The sequence below is a fragment of the Methanosarcina sp. 1.H.A.2.2 genome (genome assembly GCF_000979975.1).
In the GTDB taxonomy this organism is placed as follows: domain Archaea; phylum Halobacteriota; class Methanosarcinia; order Methanosarcinales; family Methanosarcinaceae; genus Methanosarcina.
This window is the reverse complement of the sequence record NZ_JJQL01000007.1, coordinates 31,460-52,964: the sequence shown is the minus strand read 5'-3', so window position 1 is coordinate 52,964 and position 21,505 is coordinate 31,460. Positions and strand designations below refer to the sequence as shown.

The 21,505-nt window shown below is 44.3% G+C and carries 20 protein-coding genes and 1 pseudogene; 10 read left to right on the top strand and 11 right to left on the bottom strand.

Annotated elements, in window-relative coordinates:
* The first annotated feature begins 99 nt into the window (after positions 1–99).
* A complete protein-coding gene (locus EO93_RS01300; RefSeq protein WP_048160756.1) occupies positions 100–753 on the top strand; it encodes a methyltransferase cognate corrinoid protein in 654 nt (217 codons plus the stop codon).
* 20 nt (positions 754–773) lie between these two features.
* Positions 774–2,150 (top strand): annotated as a pseudogene (locus EO93_RS16675) (monomethylamine:corrinoid methyltransferase).
* A 180-nt stretch (positions 2,151–2,330) separates the two neighbouring features.
* On the opposite strand, the gene EO93_RS01285 reads toward EO93_RS16675, so the two are convergent.
* Positions 2,331–2,603, bottom strand: coding sequence for a DUF2769 domain-containing protein (locus tag EO93_RS01285; protein ID WP_048160751.1), 273 nt, complete (start codon positions 2,601–2,603; stop codon positions 2,331–2,333).
* A 99-nt stretch (positions 2,604–2,702) separates the two neighbouring features.
* Between EO93_RS01285 and EO93_RS17135 the strand changes: the two genes are divergently transcribed.
* From EO93_RS17135 to EO93_RS01260, 6 genes are all read left to right on the top strand, one after another.
* Complete coding sequence (locus EO93_RS17135; RefSeq protein ID WP_156161196.1) at positions 2,703–2,846, top strand: hypothetical protein; 144 nt, start codon at positions 2,703–2,705, stop codon at positions 2,844–2,846.
* Positions 2,847–3,168: 322 nt separating this feature from the next.
* Positions 3,169–4,005: a hypothetical protein gene (locus EO93_RS01280; protein WP_048133394.1), complete on the top strand. Its 837-nt coding sequence runs from the start codon at positions 3,169–3,171 to the stop codon at positions 4,003–4,005.
* A 177-nt stretch (positions 4,006–4,182) separates the two neighbouring features.
* Positions 4,183–5,019, top strand: coding sequence for a hypothetical protein (locus tag EO93_RS01275; RefSeq protein ID WP_048160748.1), 837 nt, complete (start codon positions 4,183–4,185; stop codon positions 5,017–5,019).
* A gap of 411 nt (positions 5,020–5,430) precedes the next feature.
* Complete coding sequence (locus EO93_RS01270) at positions 5,431–6,318, top strand: hypothetical protein (RefSeq protein WP_048160747.1); 888 nt, start codon at positions 5,431–5,433, stop codon at positions 6,316–6,318.
* 316 nt (positions 6,319–6,634) lie between these two features.
* Positions 6,635–7,234, top strand: coding sequence for a hypothetical protein (locus EO93_RS01265; protein ID WP_048133400.1), 600 nt, complete (start codon positions 6,635–6,637; stop codon positions 7,232–7,234).
* A gap of 762 nt (positions 7,235–7,996) precedes the next feature.
* Positions 7,997–8,764 carry a hypothetical protein gene (locus tag EO93_RS01260; protein ID WP_048160746.1) on the top strand — a complete coding sequence of 256 codons (768 nt, stop codon included), beginning with the start codon at positions 7,997–7,999 and terminating at the stop codon, positions 8,762–8,764.
* Positions 8,765–8,880: 116 nt separating this feature from the next.
* On the opposite strand, the gene EO93_RS01255 is transcribed toward EO93_RS01260, so the two are convergent.
* The 7 genes from EO93_RS01255 to EO93_RS01225 all read right to left on the bottom strand — a co-directional run bounded on the left by EO93_RS01255 (position 8,881) and on the right by EO93_RS01225 (position 16,219).
* Complete coding sequence (locus tag EO93_RS01255; protein ID WP_048133406.1) at positions 8,881–9,483, bottom strand: aminodeoxychorismate/anthranilate synthase component II; 603 nt, start codon at positions 9,481–9,483, stop codon at positions 8,881–8,883.
* Positions 9,484–9,653: 170 nt separating this feature from the next.
* The gene (gene trpE, locus EO93_RS01250) at positions 9,654–11,327 is read right to left on the bottom strand and encodes an anthranilate synthase component I (protein ID WP_048160745.1); all 1,674 of its coding nucleotides are present in this window, start codon (positions 11,325–11,327) and stop codon (positions 9,654–9,656) included.
* The gene (locus EO93_RS01245; RefSeq protein WP_048160744.1) at positions 11,314–12,018 is read right to left on the bottom strand and encodes a phosphoribosylanthranilate isomerase; all 705 of its coding nucleotides are present in this window, start codon (positions 12,016–12,018) and stop codon (positions 11,314–11,316) included. The genes trpE and EO93_RS01245 overlap by 14 nt, the downstream gene beginning before the upstream one ends.
* Positions 12,015–13,127, bottom strand: a complete 1,113-nt coding sequence (trpD, locus tag EO93_RS01240; RefSeq protein ID WP_052735354.1) for an anthranilate phosphoribosyltransferase — start codon at positions 13,125–13,127, stop codon at positions 12,015–12,017. Before trpD ends, EO93_RS01245 begins: the two co-directional genes overlap by 4 nt.
* 27 nt (positions 13,128–13,154) lie before the next feature.
* A complete protein-coding gene (gene trpA / locus EO93_RS01235; protein WP_048160879.1) occupies positions 13,155–13,970 on the bottom strand; it encodes a tryptophan synthase subunit alpha in 816 nt (271 codons plus the stop codon).
* A 13-nt stretch (positions 13,971–13,983) separates the two neighbouring features.
* On the bottom strand, positions 13,984–15,195 hold the full coding sequence (gene trpB / locus EO93_RS01230; protein WP_048160743.1) for a tryptophan synthase subunit beta: 1,212 nt from the start codon (positions 15,193–15,195) through the stop codon (positions 13,984–13,986).
* 220 nt (positions 15,196–15,415) lie between these two features.
* Entirely contained in the window at positions 15,416–16,219 is an 804-nt protein-coding gene (locus tag EO93_RS01225; RefSeq protein WP_048160740.1) for an indole-3-glycerol-phosphate synthase, read from the bottom strand.
* A gap of 234 nt (positions 16,220–16,453) precedes the next feature.
* Here EO93_RS01225 and EO93_RS16420 point away from each other — a divergent pair, with 234 nt between their 5' ends.
* Positions 16,454–17,464, top strand: a complete 1,011-nt coding sequence (locus tag EO93_RS16420; RefSeq protein ID WP_052735353.1) for an HRDC domain-containing protein — start codon at positions 16,454–16,456, stop codon at positions 17,462–17,464.
* A 317-nt stretch (positions 17,465–17,781) separates the two neighbouring features.
* On the opposite strand, the gene EO93_RS01215 is transcribed toward EO93_RS16420, so the two are convergent.
* On the bottom strand, positions 17,782–18,141 hold the full coding sequence (locus EO93_RS01215) for a carboxymuconolactone decarboxylase family protein (RefSeq protein ID WP_048135401.1): 360 nt from the start codon (positions 18,139–18,141) through the stop codon (positions 17,782–17,784).
* Between the two features lie 113 nt (positions 18,142–18,254).
* A complete protein-coding gene (locus EO93_RS16670) occupies positions 18,255–18,470 on the bottom strand; it encodes a M48 family metallopeptidase (RefSeq protein WP_255350188.1) in 216 nt (71 codons plus the stop codon).
* Between the two features lie 580 nt (positions 18,471–19,050).
* Here EO93_RS16670 and EO93_RS01205 point away from each other — a divergent pair.
* A complete protein-coding gene (locus EO93_RS01205) occupies positions 19,051–20,571 on the top strand; it encodes a hypothetical protein (RefSeq protein ID WP_048160738.1) in 1,521 nt (506 codons plus the stop codon).
* 185 nt (positions 20,572–20,756) lie between these two features.
* Here the strand turns inward: EO93_RS01205 and EO93_RS01200 are convergent, their stop codons facing one another.
* Entirely contained in the window at positions 20,757–21,485 is a 729-nt protein-coding gene (locus EO93_RS01200) for a M48 family metallopeptidase (protein WP_048160736.1), read from the bottom strand.
* Positions 21,486–21,505 lie beyond the last annotated feature (20 nt).

The window sequence follows — 21,505 nt, the reverse complement described above, 5'->3', positions numbered from 1 at the left end:
ATATATTACAAATAGGTAAAAAGATTCCGTTGACCGGGAAATAAGAAAAGACCTCTTTACCGGACGAAAAACAATGAAACAGAAAGAAGTGATGATGGGATGACAAATACCGAGATTTTTGACAAGCTAACCAACGCGATAGTAACTCAAAACATCGCAGGCTGTGCACAATTAACCCAGGAAGCCCTGAACGCAGGAATTCCGCCTATTGACATTATCACAAAGGGCCTTTCTCCAGGGATGAAAATCGTTGGGGATAAGTTTGAAGCAGCAGAGATCTTTCTGCCCCAGATCATGATGTCCGGAAAAGCCATGAGCAATGCAATGGAAATCCTTAATCCCGAACTTGAGAAAACCAAAGTGGAAGGAGAGGAAACCGGGCTTGCAATCACCTTTGTTGCGGAAGGAGACATTCACGACATCGGACACCGCCTTGTCACCACCATGCTCGGAGCAAACGGGTTTGAGATCCTTGACCTCGGAGTAGATGTCCTCAATGAAACCGTTGTGGAAAAAGCTGCAAAACACAAAGGGCAAAAGGTACTCCTTGTAGGCTCAGCCCTTATGACGACTTCCATGCTCGGCCAGAAAGACCTCATGGACAGGCTCAAGGAAGAAAACCTCAGGGACAGCGTAAAGTGCATGTTCGGAGGAGCCCCGGTATCCATGAAATGGATCGAGGAAATCGGTGCGGATGCAACCGCAGAAAACGCTGCAGAAGCTGCAAAAGTTGCACTTGATGTAATGAAATAATCCTGAAGAGGCCGAAGAACATGACATTCAGAAAATCATTTGATTGCTACGAATTTTACGACAGGGCAAAAGTAGGGGAAAAGTGCACCCAGGACGACTGGGACCTTATGAAGATCCCCATGAAGACAATGGAGCTCAAGCAGAAGTACGGGCTTGACTTCAAAGGAGAGTTTGTCCCAACAGACAAGGACATGATGGGAAAACTCTTCCAGGCAGGATTTGAGATGCTGCTTGAGTGTGGTATTTACTGTACAGACACCCACAGGATCGTAAAGTACACTGAAGACGAAATCTGGGACGCAATCAACAACGTCCAGAAGGAATTCACCCTCGGAACCGGCAGGGACTCAGTCCGTGTCTCCAAGAGAAGTGTCGGTGACAAGAAGAAGCCGATCATCCAGGGTGGTCCTACCGGGTCCCCGATCTCCGAAGAAGTCTTCATGCCTGTCCACATGAGCTACGCCCTGGAAAAGGAAGTAGACACCATTGTAGACGGTGTTATGACCTCGGTCCGCGGAAAGTCCCCTATACCTGGCAGCCCCTATGAAGTCCTGGCAGCAAAGACAGAAACCAGGCTCATCAAACAGGCAGCAGCAATGGCCGGCAGACCCGGCATGGGCATATAGGGCCCAGAGACTTCCCTGTCCGCTCAGGGAAACATTGCATCTGACTGCTATGGCGGCCAGATCGCCTCAGACAGCCACGAAGTCTCCCAGCTCAACGAGCTCAAGATCGACCTCGATGCAATCGCAGTTATCGCCCACTACAAAGGCAACAGCGACATCATCATGGACGAACAGATGCCAATCTTCGGAGGATACGCAGGCGGCATCGAAGAGACCACCATCGTGGACATTGCAACTCACCTCAACGCCATCGTCATGAGCAGCGCAAGCTGGCACCTTGACGGGCCTGTCCACATCCGCTGGGGATCCACCAACACAAGGGAAACCCTCACAATCGCAGGTTGGGCATGCGCAACAATCTCCGAGTTCACAGACATCCTCTCCGGGAACCAGTACTACCCCTGCGCAGGACCATGTACCGAGATGTGCCTCCTCGAAGCCTCTGCTCAGTCCATGACTGACACCGCATCTGGCCGCGAAATTCTCTCAGGTGTCGCAGCCGCAAAAGGTGTCGTAACCGACAAGACCACAGGTATGGAAGCCAGGATGATGGGAGAAGTAGCAAGGGCAACCGCGGGAATGGAAATCTCCGAGGTCAACAAGATCATCAGCAAACTCGTGCCCCTCTACGAGAAGAACTACGCAAGCGCCCCGGCAGGAAAGACCTTCCAGGAATGCTACGACGTAAAGACCATTACTCCAACAGAAGAATACATGCAGATCTATGACGGAGCAAGAAAAAGGCTCGAAGACCTCGGGCTTGTATTCTAAGCCGAAAGTTTAAGTACTTGATCACCAGGAAATTCAGGCCCGGGAGCTCTATTCCCGGATCGATTTTTTTAACGGACCAGTCATTTATCCCAAACCAATCTTTTCTACAGAATCAACCGTTCCAAACCAATCTTTTCTACAGAAAAACCAATCTACTATTTCTTTTGCGGATTAACGGTCTCAAGTTCCAGAGCGGAAGTTTTTAGTATGTTCTTTTTCAGAACCCCTGGTACAGTAATACATGTATTCTAACCCCATACTGTTTGCTACAGGACAGCTTGGGCATATACATCCCTTTTCTTCGTTTATACATCTGCTTTTCTCTATTGTCTCAAAGCAAAATCCGCCTTTTTCCCCACATTCAATCCACGAAGGACAATCAGGGCAGATACACATTAATGTGACCATTTGTTCCTGTTCAACAATTGATGGAATATGCGTTGCTTCCTCCATATAGTTCCCCCTCTGTTCCAAAAACGTCTTCTTACCCTGTTGTAATATTGTCTTCTATTTTTAAAATACCTATCCTGAGTACCGTGAAATTCAGTATAGATGAATGGAGAGAAAGAAAATAACAGGATCAAAAATAAACGCAGTTTAAATCGTCAAGCTTTAAAAGAAAAGATGGAAAGGGTAATTGCTCACGAGCCAACGTTAGGAACGGACAGGAAGAAGGGATTAAACCTATCCTTCTAAAGTAATCGTTTCGATTCTCGTGTGTGTGAAATGTGGTTTTTATTTACTCGCGAGCAACCGGAATATTATTACCGTATAATACTATATATAAGTTTTTTATAAGGAGGATTTGCCCTTTTTTATATATATCTCGGGGATACCAGACAGGATCAAACAATTTTCTTCTTTCCATTTAAGAAAAAGAGGTAGAATTCTTCAGATTACTTTTCTTCTCTCTTTCATAACAAAGCTAATATCCTCACGTATCCATACTTAATTAAGAGCTAATCTGGGGGTATGAAGGATTCTACCGCTTGATGAAGACGAGGCGTTAGAGATAGGGATGACTTCGGTAGATGAAAAAAACGAAGCCAGTATAGTTGAGGTCCTTTACTACCTGTCAGAACTTGCAGTAAAATATGCAAAAGAAGGACTGGAAAGTGATACTAAAAGATTAATCAAACGTATAAAAGAGATCGGAATAGCGTCAGCTCTCGCTGGATTAGAAATGGTTGTTACAAATGCCCTTCTTCTTTATTCCCCTGTTGCAAAAGAGGCTTGCAGGCAAGGGATGGAAAATGCCGTTGTCAATATAGCTCTTGCTATTGGTGAAATCGGAAAGACGGCAGGGGGACAGAAAATGGAGGTTCCCGCAAAGATTGCAGCTTCCTGCCTTGGAGAAATGGGAAATACTGCAGCCTTCACAAGAACCCGAAAAGAAACAATAGCAGTCATTTTCGCTCTAGGGGAAATTGGAAAAAGTGTAACAAATCAAAGCCTGGGGGATGCCGCAAATTGCACAGTGGCTTTACTTGGGGAAACGGGGAAAATTGCGGCAAGCCAGAACTTCGAAGATGCAGCATTAAACGCCGAACTTCTGTTGCAGGAAATAGGGACCGGGGCAATTGAAAAAAACCTTAAAGAAACTGCTGACACAAGTGTGCGTTTACTCGGGGATATTGGGAGGACTGCCGACAGGCAGGGACTTGAAAGGGTACTACTTCAGGCAGCTTATTCTCTTGAAACCATCAAGTTTGATGCCCAGGACCGCTATCTTGTGAGTGCATCTATTATAGCCGAAGTAGCTCTCATGCATTTTGATGATTTAGGTCTCGAAAAGCTGGAAGAAAAACTGAACAAAAATTTGAGAAGAAAGAGAAAGTTTCCTGATATTGATTGAGGAATTTTTTTCGAATCCTTTAAAGGAACAGTCCGGGCAAAAACTCAATGAGTACCTGAACTAAGTATCATCTTGAACTACGCATCATCTGCTTCTATATAGAAGAGGCCTGAATGCCGGCAAGACTGTCTGATATTGAGATGTTTTTCCGGATATAAGAAAATTGGGGTAATCCAAATGTCTATTTTAAACGAAGCCAGAGCAATAGACCTTGGCTTAAGCTCGGTTAAGGATAATGATGAACTGGGTGTACTGAGATCCATAGATTTTTTAACAGAGCAGGGAACGAAATACATAAATAAAGGGCTTGAGCCCGATGCGAAAAGGGCCATAATCAGCATAAGAGACATTGGAAATGCAGCTGCCCTTCAAAAAATGGAACTTGGGGTTTTAATTTCCCTCATTTCCCTGGGGAGGATGGCTGAGGCCGCAAGAGAACAGAAAATGTCCGATACGGGTTTCAGTATAATTTACTCTCTCCATGCAGTAGGAAAGTCCGCAGTTGGACAGGAAATGGAAGCGGCAGTCAGGATCGCAGTTGCTTACCTCGGAGAGATTGCAAGCTCCGCGTCCCTTCACCAGATGAAAAGAGAATCTCTCGTATCTTCTCTTGCGATAGGAGATATAGGAAAAGAAACATCCAGGCAAAAGATATCCAGGGTTCCGGAGAACGGAGGCCTTCTTTCTCCTGCATCAGGCATACTTCAGTCTCTCCCTCTGGCCAGGGATGAGCCATTCTTCTCTGATGAACTTCAGGGTACTCTGGGCTTCCTTATGGAACACAGGGGAGATATCTATTCTCTCCAGCATATGCCTGTTTCTTCTGAACCCCAGTTTATTAATACCGATTTCAGAAATTTTGAAAATATTATTATAAAGGCTGCTGATGCACTTGGAACGATAATGCTTGAGCCAAAAGAAAAGTTTCTGGTAAGTTATATGCTTGTAGCAAAACTTTCTATTGAAACTTTTAATGGTTCTGAGTACCTACACGAAGCCGAATCCTTTGAATGAGTGAGTTTGACTGAAAAGGCCGGGTTTCCAACCCTTAACTTAAATTTTTTCACTTTTTTACGCGACATACCGGTTTTCCTGAAACTTTAAAGGCGGTTTTTATTAATTCTCTATGAAAAGCTGCTGCTCAGGTCACCGACAGCCTCAAACCTCGGGAGTCTAATAAAGAAGTATCTCCGTTACAAAATAGCAACACTAATAATCTCCTAATTTCATAGAGTAAGCCAGGCAATATCATCCTGAATATTAAGTTTACAAACTGAATTATTTTATGCTGTGTAATGATCTTAAACTAACATTCTGGCATAAAATGTATAACAATGACTATATGAATATGCAGGAAAACGGGCTTGAAGCTTGAATACGCTTGAAGCTTGTAATAATATAGACTTATAAAGAGGGGCAAAAATAATGATCACATTAAACGAGGCAGAGGCAGTCGACGTAGGTTTATCTTCAGTTGAGGAAAAAAATGAGAACAAAGTTTTCCAGGCCCTGGATTCTCTTACAGGGATTGCAGAAGATTTCCTCTCTGAAAATGAAGAGGCAGATGCCGGGAGGGTTATTCTCTCAATTTCGGATATCGCACAGGCAGCTGTACAGGAAGGAATGGAACTTGTTACGATCAACTCAATCCTTGCCCTCGGGAAACTGGCAAGAATGGCAGCAAAAAAAGGATACGGAACCGTTCTGAACAGGACAATGGTAGAAACAGGAAAGCTGGGGAGAACGGCAGCTTCAAATTCGCTTGAAGCAGGTTCAAAGGTAGCTGCTACTACCATGATGGAAATCTGGAACCTTTCCTCTCCTGAGAAGAAAGATCAGGAAGAAATTGTTGCTTTTTCCCTGCTCTTAAGAGATATCGGGTCTGCTGCTGCAGTGCAGGGTATGGAAGACGCTTTGCTTAACGCAATAACCTGTCTTGGAGAGGTCGGAAAAAAGGTAGCCTCAGAAAGCCTTGAGGACGAAACTATCAGCGCCCTTCTGCTGCTTGAGGAAATAGGTAAGCTTGCTGCAGAAAAATACTTTGACAAGGCGCTGAGTTCAGTAGCCCTTTCGATTGAAGATACAGGAAAGCTTTCTTTGAAGAACAAGCTTCATGAGGCTGCACTCCAGAGCCAGTGGGCGCTTGAAACCTTAAAAGTACAGGCTGAAGAAAAAGTCCTGACCAATTCTCCTATTGTTACGGAAATGGCTCTTGACAGCTTTAAATTCCCAGGAGTCACGGAAACCGGTGAAAACACCGGGAAACTTCAGGAGATAAAGGAGCTGCAGAAAAAGGTTTATTCAAGCCTATAATTAGGAAGAGCCCCTTAAATACCACTTTTTATATTTTCTTTTTTTTCTTTTTTTCTTTTCTTTTCTTTTCTTTTCTTTTCATTTAATTTCTTTTCTTTTCATTTATTTTCATTTCATTTCTTTTTTTAACTTATTTTGTATTCCCTTTATGAGTTCATATCATTTCAAATCAAATATTATTAAACAAGATTTTTATTCCAATTCCTGTTTTTGCAGTCCGGCTTTTAATTTAATGAATATATACCAGTAAAATACGAAACAGTAATAACCTGTGGGTTCATAAATTATAATAACGGCTTGAAACTGGAGGCTAAATTTGCTTTTAACAGAAGAAATCCTTCTGCTTGAGCCTGGGCTTGAGGCGGTTAGGGCTCGAGAAGAGGCTCGGCTTTTCAGGGTAATAGATGAACTGGGTGAGCTTGGGATGAGATTTTTTTCAGGTCGGCTCTCGCAGGGGGTAACAGGCGAGACAATCGCGTGCATAAAATCCCTGGGGATGGCTGCGGCTGAGGAAAATATGACAGATGGCGTTCTTAACGCGGCAGCTTCCCTCGGGCTGATCGGGCAGGAAGCAGCAAGAAACGGGGCTAATGAAGCAGTGCTGGAGACTGCTCTTGCTCTAAAAGCTCTGGGGGAAAAAACAGCTGATATGGAAACGATTTTTTCTCTTCGGCTGATAGCTATCTCCCTTAAAGAAGTCGGAAAAGAGGCGGTCAGGCAGGGAATGGAAAAGGAAGCTATAAAAAGCCAGTTTTGTTTAAAGGAACTCCATAATTCTTGCATAGGCTCGGAAAATGAATTTGAAACCTTCAATGAAGATTTTTTTTCTTTAATCAGGGATATTGGAAGATGCGCTGCAGATGCGGGTCTTGAAAAAGCTGCAATAAATGCCGCAGCCCTGATGGAAGATTTTTAATTTACTCTAAAAGATCTTGTCTAGATGCTGTAAAAGCAACTCTTTATTCGTTTTTAAACCCGGACTAAATCCAGAGGATACTCCTTCCGTTTTTAATGCCAATCCAATATTATTCTTCAGATACCCATACAAAAATAATTTAGTCTGAGAGGGGAAAGGTAAGGAGTTGAACCCTTTCCCCTGCCATGGAGGTTGTGTTGTTTTTACTCACAAGGGGAAATATTTCAGAACCCCGGATGAGTTTTTTATTCGTATGATATATATTATGCAAGAAATGTATTTAACTCTTTTCCTTTAATAATAATGTTAGACTGTTTGGATTAATTAGTCCGATACCTTTTTAGAGAACCGAATAGATAAACCATATATAAAAACCCATGACCCTATAAAATCATTTATATACAAAATAAAGTTATTACCTCACTTTTAAATAAATATTCGGTCTTTTATTAGTCGGCCAATCTAATTCGGAATATCCGTAAAGGCACCTCATGTCTTTTGTCCTGCGCTTTGCAGAGCTGAAGCCGGCCTTCCACTTGACGAGGGAACAACCTAAGCTTTGGATTATGTTTCATTGAGGCTTCAAAAAGTTATTTACTTGATTTTCAGGGTTACATACATCTCTTTTTATCATAAATGCCTGAAAACTCTCTATAAATTTCCAAAAATATAGGAAGACTAATATCAGAGTATACCGATATAAATAATTTAATTATTAAAACCGGTATTTATAACAGGATTTGACTGGAAAGGGGTTTAAACATGTTCTCACTGAACGAACAAAAAGCTATTGAACTTGGAGAATCTGGAGAAAAAGCTGTAAGGGAACAAAACGAATATGACGCGCTCCAGTATATTGAGTACCTTCGGGAATTCAGCGAAGAGCTGATAATGGCAAACCTGGAGACAGATTTAAAAAGGGCTATAATCTCACTTCGGAATATAGGTAATAAAGCCGTCCAGAAGAAGCTTGATACCGTTGCAGCTAATACGATACAGGTCCTTAAAAGCCTTGCAGAACCTGCGCTTGAGAAAAACCTTTCAAATGCCATGTGGTCTTTTTCAAAAGCTGTGCAGGAGATAGGGAAAGGGGCAGTGCAGTTTCAGATGCTTGAACCTGCAAAAAATGCAGTGGAGGCACTCGAGGCTATAGGATCAGGAGCCGTTGCAAAGAGAATGGAAGTTGTAACCCTCTGGACTACCCTGGTACTTGAGGAGATGAGTTACCTGGCAGACAGGCAGCAGCTCGAAGACCTCAGCAATATGGCAAAAACTGCAAGAGAAGGAATTATAAAGGCCTCGGAGGAAGGGAAGTTCGTTACAAGGGAACAGATCGAAAAGTATCCTCAGCTTATCGCCCAGACAGTAGGTGAATTCGCAGAACTTCAGAACCTTCAGCCCGCAGGTTACGAAGGCAGGCCCAATGAGGAATTCACAGAAGATGAATTTTTCGAAGAAGAAGCTGAGGAAGAAGAAAGTGAAGGCGAGGCAGAAGAACCTGAAGCCGGAGCTTCTGAAAAGGAAAAATAATAACTACGTGGGTTAGACTACCAGTGGGTTAGCAAAGTTATTAGCTAACAGAATTATCAGCTAACAGAATTATCAGCTAAATAAATACAAGTCCGACAGAAAAATTTAGGGCTGTTTTAAACAGCCTGCTGTCTTTTTTTAAAGTTCCTTGAAATTTCCAGAAATCTTTCTATTATTTTCAACCCTTCAGGAGTAAGCACGGACTCAGGGTGGAATTGCAGGCCGTAGATAGGATATTCTGCGTGTTCGACTGCCATGATGGTCCCGTCTTCTGCTCGTGCAGTAACCTTTATTCCGGGAGCCGGTTTCTCGATCTCAAGTGAATGGTAGCGGCCTGCTTCAAATTGCTCTTTAAGTGGTGTAAAGAGCGCCGATTCCGTATGCAGGACCCTTGAACTTTTTCCGTGTACCGGTCCCACTTTACTTCTCCTGACAGGTCCCCCAAAGGCTACATTGATTGCCTGGTGCCCCAGACAAACTCCCAGAAGAGGGATTTCCCTGCCCATTTCCCTGATGATCTCCAGGCAGTTTCCTATATCCTTCGGGTCCGAAGGGTTTCCGGGTCCGGGAGAAATTACCAGGGCATCAGGCTTTATTTCTCGAAGTTCTTCTAAGGTTACTGTGTTGGGAAGGACCAGGGTATCTTTTTCAAAATACGAAATGTAGTCTACCAGGTTCCACACAAAGGAGTCCTTGTTGTTAATGAAAACAATCTTCACCTGAAAACACCTCCTGAAGCTTTTTCTCCCGGATTTTTACTTCCAGGAGTTCTTTTCCCTGAATTTCCCTGCCCTGAAATCTCCCTCATTAAATGTATTTCCATATATCTCATCTCAAATTTTCATATATCTCAAATTTTCATATATCTCAAATTTTCATATATTTCATCTCAGAGTTCTCCGCCGATAGCCGCAAGCATTGCTGCCATCTTTCGCTCAGTCTCCCTGAACTCATATGCGGGATCGGAATCGGCAACAATGCCTGCTCCTGCCTGCACTGAAGCCTTTTTGCCCTGTACAAGCACGGTCCGGATAACAATTGCAAAATCAGCATCCCCGTTCCAGCTATAGTACCCAACCCCACCACCGTAGATTCCTCTTGGAGTTGTTTCAAGTTCGGAAATAATCTCCATTGCGCGGATTTTCGGAGCCCCTGAAAGCGTCCCTGCCGGAAATACTGCCCTGAAAGCGTCGAACTGGTCGCATTCGGGCCTCAGGGTTCCCGAAACCGTACTTTCTATGTGCTGGACATGGGAATACTTCAGGACTTTCATGAAGTCGGAAACCTTTACCGAGCCGCTTTCCGAAACCATCCGGACATCGTTTCGTCCGAGGTCAACAAGCATTACATGTTCTGCTCTTTCCTTCTCGTCGTTGAGCATGTGTGAAGCCAGAGCTTCATCTTCAGCTTCGGACTTTCCCCTCGGGCAGGTGCCTGCAATGGGGTTTATTATAACAGTGCTTTTGTGTACGGTCAGCAGGGTCTCAGGGCTTGCCCCTACAATTGCAAGGTCTCCAAACTCAAAGATATACATGTAAGGGCTGGGGTTGATTGCCCGGAGCTGCATGTAAAGCTCAAACGAAGACTGCTCCAGTTCGAACTCGCATTCCCTGGAAAGGACTACCTGGAAAATATCCCCTGCAAAAATATGTTCTTTCGCCTGGAGTACGGACTCCTCAAATCCCGCCTGGTCAACGCTACAGACCTGTACGCGTGGACCTGATGCCGTCGATGGGCTCGAAACTTTTGCTCCTGAAACAATTGCTTTTTCGGTTGATGCTTTTGCTATATCTTCCGGCAGGTGAGCTCCCTTAATTCTGGAGCAGAGCCTTTCTGCCTCTGAAAGCGCTTCTTCGTACACTTTTCCTGCATCCGACCCCGGGCTTACGAAGGGGGTGACAACTATGTAGACCTCTTCAGTCAGGTGGTCGAAGACAAAACTTTTTGAAACGAGCAGGTACTGAAGTTCGGGGATGTCGGACTCAAAGCCTTTCTCGACCCCAAGCCAGCTGTCATAGATTGCATCGTACGCTGTATAGCCGATAGCCCCTCCCAGGAAGGTCTGCCTCTCAAAACGTCTGGAATTAAAAAGTTCTATCCCGTTTGCCGGAGGAAAAGCCAGGCGAAGGGCATCGAAAACATCTTTTCCCTCTGGAATTGCAGCTGTAAACTTTTCCGGACCTTCATTTTTCTTCGCTTCTTTATTCTCTGCGGTTTCCGGTCCGCAGACTTCCTCCATCTTTGCGCAGATCGCTTCAAAGAGAGGAGAAGCTTTTGGGTTAAGGAGCTCAAGGGAAATTTTTCGGTCACTTATTTTCAGCACGGCATCGGGGTCGTTTCCAACAAAGGAGTATCTTGCCCTGCTTTCCTGTTTTTCAACGGACTCCAGCAGGTAGGAGTAGCCTGTTGTCCCTGAAACCCGCAGGGCCCCGTAAAGTTCGAGGGGAGAGCAGGCAGGGGAACATCCAGCCTCAACTTTTGCAAAGAGCTGGACCAGGCCCGGCCTTTCGAGCCCGGAGACAAGTTCCAGAAATTCATCTTTTCCAAGGTCAAAGGAAAGCATCGGTACACCTCACTTCTTCAATAAACTTCCTGATTTTCACAGCATCTTTTTTTCCGCAGGTCTCTACCCCTGAAGCCGTGTCCACAGCATAGGGAGAAACTGCCCTGATAGCTTCCTGCACGTTTTCGGGTTTGAGCCCGCCGGCAAGGATCAGGGGAAGTTCTGTTTCTTCTGCAATTCTCCGGCTCAGGTCCCAGTCATGAACAAAGCCTGTACCGCCAGCTTTTCCGGCAACCCCTGAGTCCAGAAGCACGCTGTCAACAGCTCCGCTTTCTTCCAGCTCGCGGACCTCTTCAAGAAGTCGCTTTACAAGGTCCTGGAGTTTAGAAGCTCCCCGCCCGGCAGGCACAGAAAGGGTTTTTATGATGGGGATGTCTGCTTTTTCCCTTATGACTTCAAGTTCGAGAAGGGGCAGACTGGAGTGGATCTGCACTATGTCCGGCCTTACTTTATCGATAAGTTCCAGGGCGCAGGTGGAATTTTCAGGCATTATGACCATTACCGAATCAAGGAATTTCGGGACTTTTGATATAAGGGCAGCAGCGGTGTCCGAATCGAGTTTCCTCGGGCTTTCCACAGGGACTTCCGTGATAAAACCCACGGCATCAGCTCCGTAAAGGGCTGCAAGTTCCATATCTTCAGGACTGCGGATCCCGCAGATTTTTACCCGGGTTTTCGGACTTGTTTTCATGCCCTTTCCCCGGAAGCCGGGCTTAACACAGACGTGTCGGAAGAGGCAAGAAGCGCTTTTCCCGAGCTAGATCCCTCTTTTTTGCCCTGCCTGGAAATTTCGGCAGTGAAATTCCGGAACTGGTTGAACTTGACCATTACTTTCCCGCTGTCAATCGCATCTTCGGCAATGGGGATTGCCTGCCGGATTGAGCCCACTATCCCGCTCACATACAGGGCTGCGGCTGCGTTCAGGATAACAAGGTCCCTCTTGGGCCCTTTCTGTCCCTTAAAAATGCAGAGGAGGTCACGGGCATTTTCTTTCGGGGAACCGCCTTTGATTTCATCGGGCTTTGCCCGCAGCATGCCGAGAGCTTCAGGAGTCAGAGTGTATGTGGAAACTTTTCCGTCCTTTAATTCGGCAACGTAGGTCTCGCCCACGTTTGAGATCTCATCCATCCCGTCTCCGTTCACCACAAGAGCGTGTTCGGCCCCGAGCTCAGCAAGAGCATAAGCTATCGGCTCACAGAGGCTTTTATCAAAAACTCCTACGACCTGCCCTTTCGCTCCTGCCGGATTGGTCAGGGGTCCAAGGATATTGAAAACCGTCCTTACTCCAAGCTTTTTCCTGACCCCTGCAACCCGCTTCATGGCAGGGTGGAAAACCGGGGCAAACATGAACCCTATGCCTATCTCTTCTATAGTCTTCCTGACAAGTTCCGGGGCAAGATCCACTTTGATCCCGAGGGCTTCAAGCACATCCGAACTTCCGGACATTGAGGTGGCAGCCCTGTTTCCGTGTTTGGCTACAGGGACTCCGACTGCTGCAGTCACAATTGCAGCTGCTGTTGAGACATTGATGGTGTTAAGCCCGTCTCCTCCTGTCCCGACGACGTCCACAAGCCTGAAAGGAACGTCCGGCCGGATCATATTGGCGACTTTCTTCATTCCCTTTACAAAGCCTGTGATTTCTTCGGGTTTTTCCCCTTTTGCCTTGAGGGCGAGCAGAAATTTCCCTATCTCCTCATCCCCTGCTGTGCTCAGAATCTCGCCCAGTGCGGCTTCGGCTTCTTCTGAACTCAGGTCGCAGCCTTCTTCCAATTTTTTAATATATACTTTCATTCCCTGCATTCTTCTGCCCCCTCTGAAATTCCTGTTTCAATTTGCTTCAAGTATGCCGGATTTGAGTTCCCTCACGAGGGCTTCCAGCTTTTCGTTTACATCATTTCCTTCTTCGATGATCCTGACAAAAGCCGAGCCGACAATTACAGCGTCTGCTCCAGCTTTTCTGACTTCTGCAGCCTGCTTTCCGGTTGAGATCCCAAAGCCCACGGCTTTCGGAATATCGGTTTTTACCCTGGAAAGCAATTCTTTTGTGGAACCTGAAACATCCGCCCTGGTTCCCGTAACCCCAAGCCTTGAAACCAGGTAGATGAAGCCCGAGCCTCTCTGCAGTATCTTCAGGATTCTTGCATCGGTCGTTGTAGGTGCAACCAGAAAGATCAGGTCAAGCCCGTGTTTCTCACAGCTATTCTTCAGATCAGCTGCTTCTTCTACCGGGATGTCGGGGATGATCAGTCCGCTTATTCCTGCTTCTGCGGCATGGGCTACGAATTTTACCACTCCGTACCTGAACACCGGATTGTAATAGGTCATGCACACAAGAGGGACTTCAACCTCAAGGGCTCTGACAAGCTCGAAGTAACGTTCAATATCCATGCCAGCTGCAAGTGCCCTCTGTCCTGCTGCCTGGATGGTTGGCCCGTCAGCCACGGGGTCTGAAAACGGGAAACCGAGTTCGATAATATCCGCGCCCCCGTTTGCCAGGGCTTTTACAACCCCGGCGGTTGCTTCTGCAGAGGGGTCTCCTGCCATTACATAGCCGATCAGGGCACCTTCTTTTTTCTCCCTGAGTTCGCTGAATTTTTCTGAAATTTTTTGCCTTCTACTTTGCCTTCTAAGTTCAGTTTCCATTTGCCTTTCCATTTTAGATCCCTCTCTTCAGGCTCAGGACAGTTTCCAGGTCCTTGTCCCCTCTTCCAGAAAGGTTTACAACCACAAACTCTCCAAGTTCCCCGGATTCGGCAGCTTTTTTAAGGTAGGCAAGGGCATGTGAGGATTCAAGGGCAGGAATGATTCCTTCGAGCCGGCTCAGTTCGTGGAAAGCTTCAAGCGCTTCATCATCTGTGACATAGCGGGCTGTAACCCTGCCGCTCTCCGAAAGGTAAGCCAGTTCCGGACCTACTCCTGAGTAGTCAAGTCCTGCTGATATGGATTCGGACTCAAGGATCTGCCCGTTTTTGTCCTGCAGCACCTTTGTCCGGGCCCCGTGCAGGATCCCTTCTTCTCCGGCACAGAGAGAAGCTGAGTGGAGAGCTGCTTTTTCCGTACACTTCAGGGCTTTTCCCCCGGCTTCTACGGCAATCAGTTTGACCTCTCTGTCTTCGACAAAGGGATGGAAACTTCCCATGGCATTGCTCCCGCCGCCTGCACAGGCGATGATAGAGTCAGGCAGCCTGCCTTCTTTTTCCATTGCCTGCTCCTTTATTTCACGCCCGATCACGCTCTGGAAATCCCTTACGATCATCGGGTAGGGATGGGGGCCAACCACTGAACCGATCAGGTAGTGGGTGTTTCCTATGTTGGTGACCCAGTCCCGCATCGCCTCGTTGATTGCATCTTTGAGGGTTTTTGAGCCTGTCTCTACGGCTTTTACCTCGGTCCCCATGAGTTCCATCCTGTATGCGTTCATCTGCTGGCGTTTGACGTCTTTTGCCCCCATGTAGACGATAGTCTCAAACCCGAGAGTCGCTCCCACCATGGCAGTTGCAGTCCCATGTTGCCCGGCACCTGTTTCGGCGATCAGCCTGGTCTTTCCCATGAACTTTGCAAGCAGGGCCTGTCCGAGAGCATTGTTGAGCTTGTGGGCGCCCCCATGCACCAGGTCTTCCCGCTTGAGATAGACCTTTGTCCCGTATTTCTTGCTCAGGTTCCGGGCAAAGTAAAGGGGCGTTTCCCTGCCCCCAAAGTCCCTCAGGTAATGGTCAAGCTCTGCAAGGAATTCAGGGTCGTTTTTGTACTTCTCATACCCCGCTTCCAGCTCTTCCAGGGCCGGCATGAGGACTTCGGGTACGTACTGCCCTCCGAATTTCCCGTACTTTCCTTTTACCTGAGATTCTGAAACTTCAGTTCCTGTCAATTTGATTACTCCCTTGTATCTTGATTTCTGATTTTGTGATTCCTGAATTTTTAATTCCTGAATTCTTGATTCCTGAGTTGTGATTCCTGAGTTGTGATTCCTGATTTGTGATTTGTGATTTTATGAAACAGAATTATTACCTTAGTTTTGAAATGAAAGCGGATTTTTCGACCTTATTTCCACAGGCCGAAAGTTCCTGAAAGTCAAGGAAAAGCAGTTGTTAACGCCAGCAAAAGCTCTGGACGAATTCTTTAGTTTTCTCAAAAACGGAGTCACTTTCCATAAGTGAAGACCCTATAAGCACAGCATCTGCCCCTGCCTGCATCACGCGCCTGGCATCTTCGGGACTGTTCATCCCGCTCTCGCTTATAATGATATGGCTGGTCCCGTGATCCAGGTCGTATTCCCTGATGAGTGGGGCAAGCTCTTCAGTGGTTGCCAGGTCGATTTTAAGGGTCTCAAAGTTCCGGTTATTAATCCCGATGAGCTTTGTGCCGGTTTCCAGTGCAAGTTCAAGCTCTTCCCTGTTGTGAACTTCAACCAGCGGCTCAAAGCCCTTTTCAAGAGCAAGATCAACAAAGGCGTCCAGCTCTTTTCCCAGGATGCCTGCAATCAGGAGTATGAGGTCGCTTCCTGCTTCCTCAAGCTGCAGCCTGTCAATAATGAAATCCTTCCTCAGAACCGGTAAACAAACTGTTTTCCTGACCGCGTTCAGGTTTTCAAGTGAGCCCCGAAACACTCCTGGTTCAGTAAGGACCGAAATTGCAACAGCTCCGGCTTCCTCCATCTCCCATGCAAGCTCAGCAGCCACTGCCGGGGGTATATCCCTGAAGCTCTTTCCAGGGGATGCGGGCTTGACTTCCGCAATTACCGGCACCCGCCCGTCTGCTCTTACAGCTGCTACAGCTGCAATAAAGTCCCTTTTCTGGAACTGCAGCTGCGGGTCTTCCTTCTGGACGTCGGCCCCAAAAGCCTGGACCCGGGTCTTTGTTGTGTTGAGGATGTGGAGGATCGAGTCGTGCATATATAATCACTGGTGTATAGTTATGTACAATAATGACTAATACCGTACTTGTTATAAAAAGGTTTTGGATGAGGAGAAGACACGGTGGGTTTAATAAATTCTTATAATTATATATTTCTAGTTTTATATATATCTATGTTTGTAGATAGTATTAAATAAAAAAAGTATGTAAGTTTTGATGTTAAGTAAATTTGCTAAGTGCCTTAATGTAATCGAAGTAACTGGGGAAAGGAAATGGCTAAATTTTTGAATACAACAGGAATTTCCTATAATTTAACAGAGATTATCAAAAATGCGAAGCAGGAAGTCTTTATAATAAGCCCATATTTGAAGATAAACCATCAGATTAAAGATTTAATTGAAGATCAAAACAGAATGAAAATTGATGTAAAAATAGTTTATGGGAAAAATGAACTGCAGCCTGATGAGAATAATTGGCTTAAACAACTTAATTCCGTTCGTACCGGGTTTTGTAAGGACTTACATGCTAAATGCTATTTAAATGAAAATGAGGCAATTGTCACCTCAATGAATCTGTACGAGTATTCACAGGTCAATAATTATGAAATGGGAATATATGTGACAAAAGATGAAGACCCAAAACTATATTCAGATATTTGTGAGCACGCGAGATGGTTATTCAGGAAAAGTGAAGAAATTAAAGTAACAGTTGAAAAAGTGGCGCCAAGAGATAGTGAGATCGGCGATCGGGTTTCAAGGTCAAACGAACTATCAAAAGTAAACGGACAATTGAAAGCAGAAGAGAAAATAGAAAGTGAAAAAGAAATAACAACTTATGATAGTAACTCAAATGACCTGAATCTTTTCGAGAGATTGAGAATACTTCGAAGTAAAGTTGCAGAACAGGAAAAAGTACCTGCGTACTATATATTTACGGATAAAACTCTTGAAGAAATATGCTCTAAGATTCCAAAGAACTCTGACGAGTTTTTAAGTATTACAGGAGTGGGGCAAAAGAAACTTGAGAGGTATGGATCGGCTTTTCTCCGGGAAATTGCAAACTACTATAAAAAGGACCTGATCAGTGATTCTGGATCATGCATTCGTTGTGGGGAAAAAATAAGGTCTAATCCAAATGAACCGTTTTGTAGCGATTGTTATAATTCATGGGCTAGATTTGGAAATCCAAAGTATAAGGAAAAGTATTGTCATAAATGCGGCAAACCGACAGACACTTCTAAAGAGAAACCTGTGTGTTATCAATGCTTTAAAAATGGTTTGTAACAAATGGATTTTAGTTTTACAACAGACATTCCGCAGATGTACACAGATGTAGAATTCATTTGCCGATTTGCCCACTATCCTTCATTATAGGGGAAATTAGTTTTTAAGCTACTGCCATATTGGGAAAAATAGGTGGTATTTTTGTGGACTTCTGCGGAAGGTGGGTTACAAGGTAAATTCACTAAGAGCCTATCCGAAAAGTGCTGTGACCTACTGACCTTTACAAATGGCAATATGAATAACCAGAACGTCTAGTCGGATATTAGATATCTATTCTAACTCTTAACTATTCCATAATTGACTGTTACCATAGGCTGTTAATAGCCATGTTTCTCCATTTCTTTGAGTATCACTGAACTAATATCCGTGAAATTCTGAATCCCACCGGTCCAGGCAGCCATCATCATGGCGTCAGTTATCTCTGCTCTGGTAGCTCCGAATTGATGAAGCTTTTGCAAGATTTTGACTGCACTGTCTGTGTTGTTGTTGGAACAGGCAATAGCAAAGACCGTCAGGTGCTTCTGCTTAATGGAAAGTCCGCCTTCTCTCTCAGCCCATATAGCTTTATAAAAGCCTGCAAGCCCTTCGCCAAAATCCTCATTTATCTTTTCAGCGTACACAACAGACCTGGGCGCAAAGCCCTTTATTTCCTTGATTTCGTGAATATTCTTCCCCATAATTATCCTGTTTCAATACGAGATAATCGGATAAAACAATATCTTTACAACTTTTCATGGATCTGACTTTTCGGATAGGCCCTAAAATGATGAGTTTCAACTACAAGTGGAATTCATATCTTCAGTAAATCCCCATGCACCCTCAACCACTCTTTCCGTTCTTCATAGTCCGGCAGGATTTTCTGTACCTCGTTCCAGAAAGCCTTTGAGTGATCTTTATATTTTGTGTGGCAGAGTTCGTGGATGACCACATAGTCTATGATCGACATTTTAGCCATAACAAACCGCCAGTTGAACCTCAACTGGTTTCTATTCTGGTGAGAATACAAACTGTATGCTAAAATTCAGTGTGTTTAAAAAATTAGCAGACGAAAAGCCAATTGCACCAACAGACTACTGAATTTTGCTCATGATTTCTGAACAGTTGGTACTTGAGTTCTATTATTCCCTAAGGGTGAAGTCTCCGTATTTGTTGTTGATCTTATCACAAACTCAAAATTGATTCATTATAGACCGTGGGCAGTCGATCTAATGACATGATAATAATAAAACTGAACCAAAAAAAATTGTATATAGAAACTTCGATGTGGCTACATATTGGAAAAAAGTAAGTGGAAATAATACAGTCACATTTGGTACATTTAGATGAGTCTATTTTGTCTGGCTCAAAGACTTTTTAAAATATTATCTTTTAGTAGATATTAAATTTGCTCATGTTTATATAGTTATAGAAATATATCAAATTAATTTTATAATAATATTTACAGGATTTATGCAGCTATAATGCTGATTATCAGCATTATAAAGACTTAGAATGTTCAAATAAAAAGGTTATCGTAATTCCTGATGAGTTTAATTTAATTTTTTAAATGCGAAGTTCTATATTGAATATCTAAACCGGGGTGGATTATGGCTCGTCTTTTCCTTATGAAATCAAGAACTACTTTCATCATAGTATCAATGGTAGTGCTGGTCTATCTTTTATGCGGTACCAGTCGAGGTGATAATTGGGTAAAATACGATGATCCATACTTTGGATTCTCAATTGAGCACCCTCCTGGATGGACCGCGAAAATGGATTCCAACAACCACATTATAATCACCAGTCCATATGGAGACTCTACCGTAGTGATTTACCCATTCATTTCGAAAGCAAATATGAATGCTTCAGACTACGTGAATATGTACCCGAGCGCCTCAGGCTACGTAAACACATATTTCAGCGATATTAATTTGAATTCTGATTATGAGGGGATTGCCCCGGGAGTTGTGAGGCAATTAAATAGTAACACGCCTGGCTTAGATCAGGCTGTTGGCTCAATAAATTACACCCGTGCTTCAGATGGGACTCTCTTGAAGGAGGTAGTCCTTGTCAGCATCTATCAGCAAAGTGGGATGTTCTATTCAATCAGGGCTCCTGAGGATAATTTCGAGGCAATGAAAGGAACTCTGACTCAGATACTCCAAACATTATATTTTACTGAGCCATCGTATGTTCAGTGGCTTGAACCCAAGGAGAATGCCTTTACAATGGAAGTTCCGGAAGGATGGAATGTAATTGGAGGAATTGAAAGGTATCCTACTGGAAACATTGGTCTATCTGAAGGCTCTAGAGGAGCTATAGAAGCCACTTCTACAGATGGGATCACCATCACCTGGGGCGATGTTTATTTGCCATATTTCTTCCAGACTCCTTCCCAATTAAGTCAGCAATTAGGTTTCATCGAGGGTGACCTAATGTCAAACCGGGTAATGCTTTTGCGCAAAATGAGTGGGGCTGAATTTAGCAGGTGGTATGTTGAAAATTATCTGGCACAGGCGTATGGCTATACCAACATAGTTATTACACAAAACCAAGATCTGCCTGAGAAATCCCAAGCATTTAACGATTTTTACATCAAATCTGGGTTTCCTATGAACCAAAACGTAGGAGAAGTATATTTCACATGTTCTAAAAATGGAGAGACACTAAACGGATATTACTTAGCAAGCATCAACTCAGTTAACTCGGGGATGGGGTACGAAACATGGGACGTGCAAGGAATATATGGCTATGTAGCACCTGCATCTAAAGATAACGTAGCTAGTTTAGTACTGGCTCATATGGTCTCCTCATCCAAACCCAATATTAGTTGGTTTAACAACGAAATGAATAATGCGATGAGAAATGCAGAGATCTTTATGAGTACTAATAACGAGATTTCAAATATAATTATGGAAAGATACCAGACCACCAGTCAAACACAGGATGAGATTTTCCGTCATTTTGATAATTTCATTCTTGGGCAAACTGACGTGATAAACGAGAACGGTGAGACCTTTAAGGTGGAGGCAGGCCATAATTACTACTGGCGAAGGGGGGATGTCGTCGTTGAAACAGAGACTTACGACCGTCCTGACACCGATTTCGAGCCGTTAATGGAGTTTTAAAATATCTAACATGAGTTTAGTCATTCATGGGTCCGATCCAGGATCCTGAATGATTTGATTATTTTTTACTTCTTGAGACTCCAGTCACAATGAACTGCAGGACAAAATCATGGAGGGGTGCTATAAAACCACTCCTAACACCGCTCGTAAAAATGTTAATCGGGCATCTATAGACAATTGAAAATTCATATCTTCAGTAAATCCCCATGCACCCTCAACCACTCTTTCCGTTCTTCATAGTCCGGCAGGATTTTCTGTACCTCGTTCCAGAAAGCCTTTGAGTGGTCTTTATATTTAGTGTGGCAGAGTTCGTGGACGACCACATAGTCGATAATTGACATTTTAGCCATAACAACCCGCCAGTTGAACCTGAGCTGGTTTGTCTTTGAGCAATTCCCCCACTTGTTTTTCAGGGGCTGAACTTTGATAAGAGACGGTTTCTCTTCAAAGTATTTCAAATACATTCTGGCCCTCTGGTTGAGAACCTTCTCCGCTTTTTCGTGGTAAAAATTGATGAACAAGGGCTGTATGATTCGGGGATAGTCAGATTCCGGGACGCTTGCAGGTACATGAGCTATGAATTTGCTGTGGGTAAAGGTCAGGGTTGGAACTATTTCTTCATTTACCTGTACTACTTTTAACCTGTAGTGCTTGCCTTTGTACGGAAATTTTTCTCCGCTTACGAATTCTTTCCGGGTCTCGTTTCTTATGACCTCGTTCATTTTATCGAGGTTGATTATAATCCAGCTGGCTTTCCGTCGAAGGTTTAAGGCAACCTTTTCTTTGCTCATGCTGCCGGGGGCTTTGACTGTAAACCCGGATTCCAGATCAATTACTAACTCAATGGTTTTCTGCCGGGAAGAATAGATTAAGCGGTAATCAACGAGAGTGTTTCCTATCTTTATCTGTTCCATTCTCGATTCCATTTTTTATT

Coding starts and splice junctions, on each gene's coding strand:
- EO93_RS01300 (WP_048160756.1), top strand. CDS start 100: ATGACAAATACCGAGATTTTTGACAAGCTAACCAACGCGATAGTAACT.
- EO93_RS01285 (WP_048160751.1), bottom strand. CDS start 2,603: ATGGAGGAAGCAACGCATATTCCATCAATTGTTGAACAGGAACAAATG.
- EO93_RS17135 (WP_156161196.1), top strand. CDS start 2,703: ATGAATGGAGAGAAAGAAAATAACAGGATCAAAAATAAACGCAGTTTA.
- EO93_RS01280 (WP_048133394.1), top strand. CDS start 3,169: ATGACTTCGGTAGATGAAAAAAACGAAGCCAGTATAGTTGAGGTCCTT.
- EO93_RS01275 (WP_048160748.1), top strand. CDS start 4,183: ATGTCTATTTTAAACGAAGCCAGAGCAATAGACCTTGGCTTAAGCTCG.
- EO93_RS01270 (WP_048160747.1), top strand. CDS start 5,431: ATGATCACATTAAACGAGGCAGAGGCAGTCGACGTAGGTTTATCTTCA.
- EO93_RS01260 (WP_048160746.1), top strand. CDS start 7,997: ATGTTCTCACTGAACGAACAAAAAGCTATTGAACTTGGAGAATCTGGA.
- trpE (WP_048160745.1), bottom strand. CDS start 11,327: ATGCTTTCCTTTGACCTTGGAAAAGATGAATTTCTGGAACTTGTCTCC.
- EO93_RS01245 (WP_048160744.1), bottom strand. CDS start 12,018: ATGAAAACAAGTCCGAAAACCCGGGTAAAAATCTGCGGGATCCGCAGT.
- trpD (WP_052735354.1), bottom strand. CDS start 13,127: ATGCAGGGAATGAAAGTATATATTAAAAAATTGGAAGAAGGCTGCGAC.
- trpA (WP_048160879.1), bottom strand. CDS start 13,970: ATGGAAACTGAACTTAGAAGGCAAAGTAGAAGGCAAAAAATTTCAGAA.
- EO93_RS01225 (WP_048160740.1), bottom strand. CDS start 16,219: ATGCACGACTCGATCCTCCACATCCTCAACACAACAAAGACCCGGGTC.
- EO93_RS16420 (WP_052735353.1), top strand. CDS start 16,454: ATGGCTAAATTTTTGAATACAACAGGAATTTCCTATAATTTAACAGAG.
- EO93_RS01215 (WP_048135401.1), bottom strand. CDS start 18,141: ATGGGGAAGAATATTCACGAAATCAAGGAAATAAAGGGCTTTGCGCCC.
- EO93_RS01205 (WP_048160738.1), top strand. CDS start 19,051: ATGGCTCGTCTTTTCCTTATGAAATCAAGAACTACTTTCATCATAGTA.
- EO93_RS01200 (WP_048160736.1), bottom strand. CDS start 21,485: ATGGAACAGATAAAGATAGGAAACACTCTCGTTGATTACCGCTTAATC.